Here is a 294-nt window from a genome sequence, read left to right on the forward strand (position 1 = left end):
TATGGAAGTAGTAGATGTGTTGTTCCTGATTACCGTTTCTGTCTATCCGTGCCAGCGGTTCATAGCTGCCTTCATCGGTATACAGGTACAGGCTCTGCCGTTTGTCTGCACTGCTTTCCTGAATCATTTGCAGTCCGTCCCACAGGAAGGTGGTGCGATTGCATGGTTTGCCGTCCCGGTCTAGCCGGTGTTTTTCAATCCGCCGGCCAAGGGCATCGTAGACGTAGCCGTAGCGTTCAGTATGGTTTAGCTGTTCGATACGCACTTCGGTCAGGCGGTGTTCGGCATCGTAAT

The 294-nt window shown here is 52.4% G+C and carries 1 pseudogene; it reads right to left on the minus strand.

The window, feature by feature from the left end:
- Positions 1-294, minus strand: a pseudogene (locus tag H3T84_RS12015) (hypothetical protein); the annotation flags it as partial.

Origin of the sequence: Snodgrassella sp. M0110 (genome assembly GCF_016101465.1) — a bacterium.
Taxonomy (GTDB): domain Bacteria; phylum Pseudomonadota; class Gammaproteobacteria; order Burkholderiales; family Neisseriaceae; genus Snodgrassella; species Snodgrassella alvi.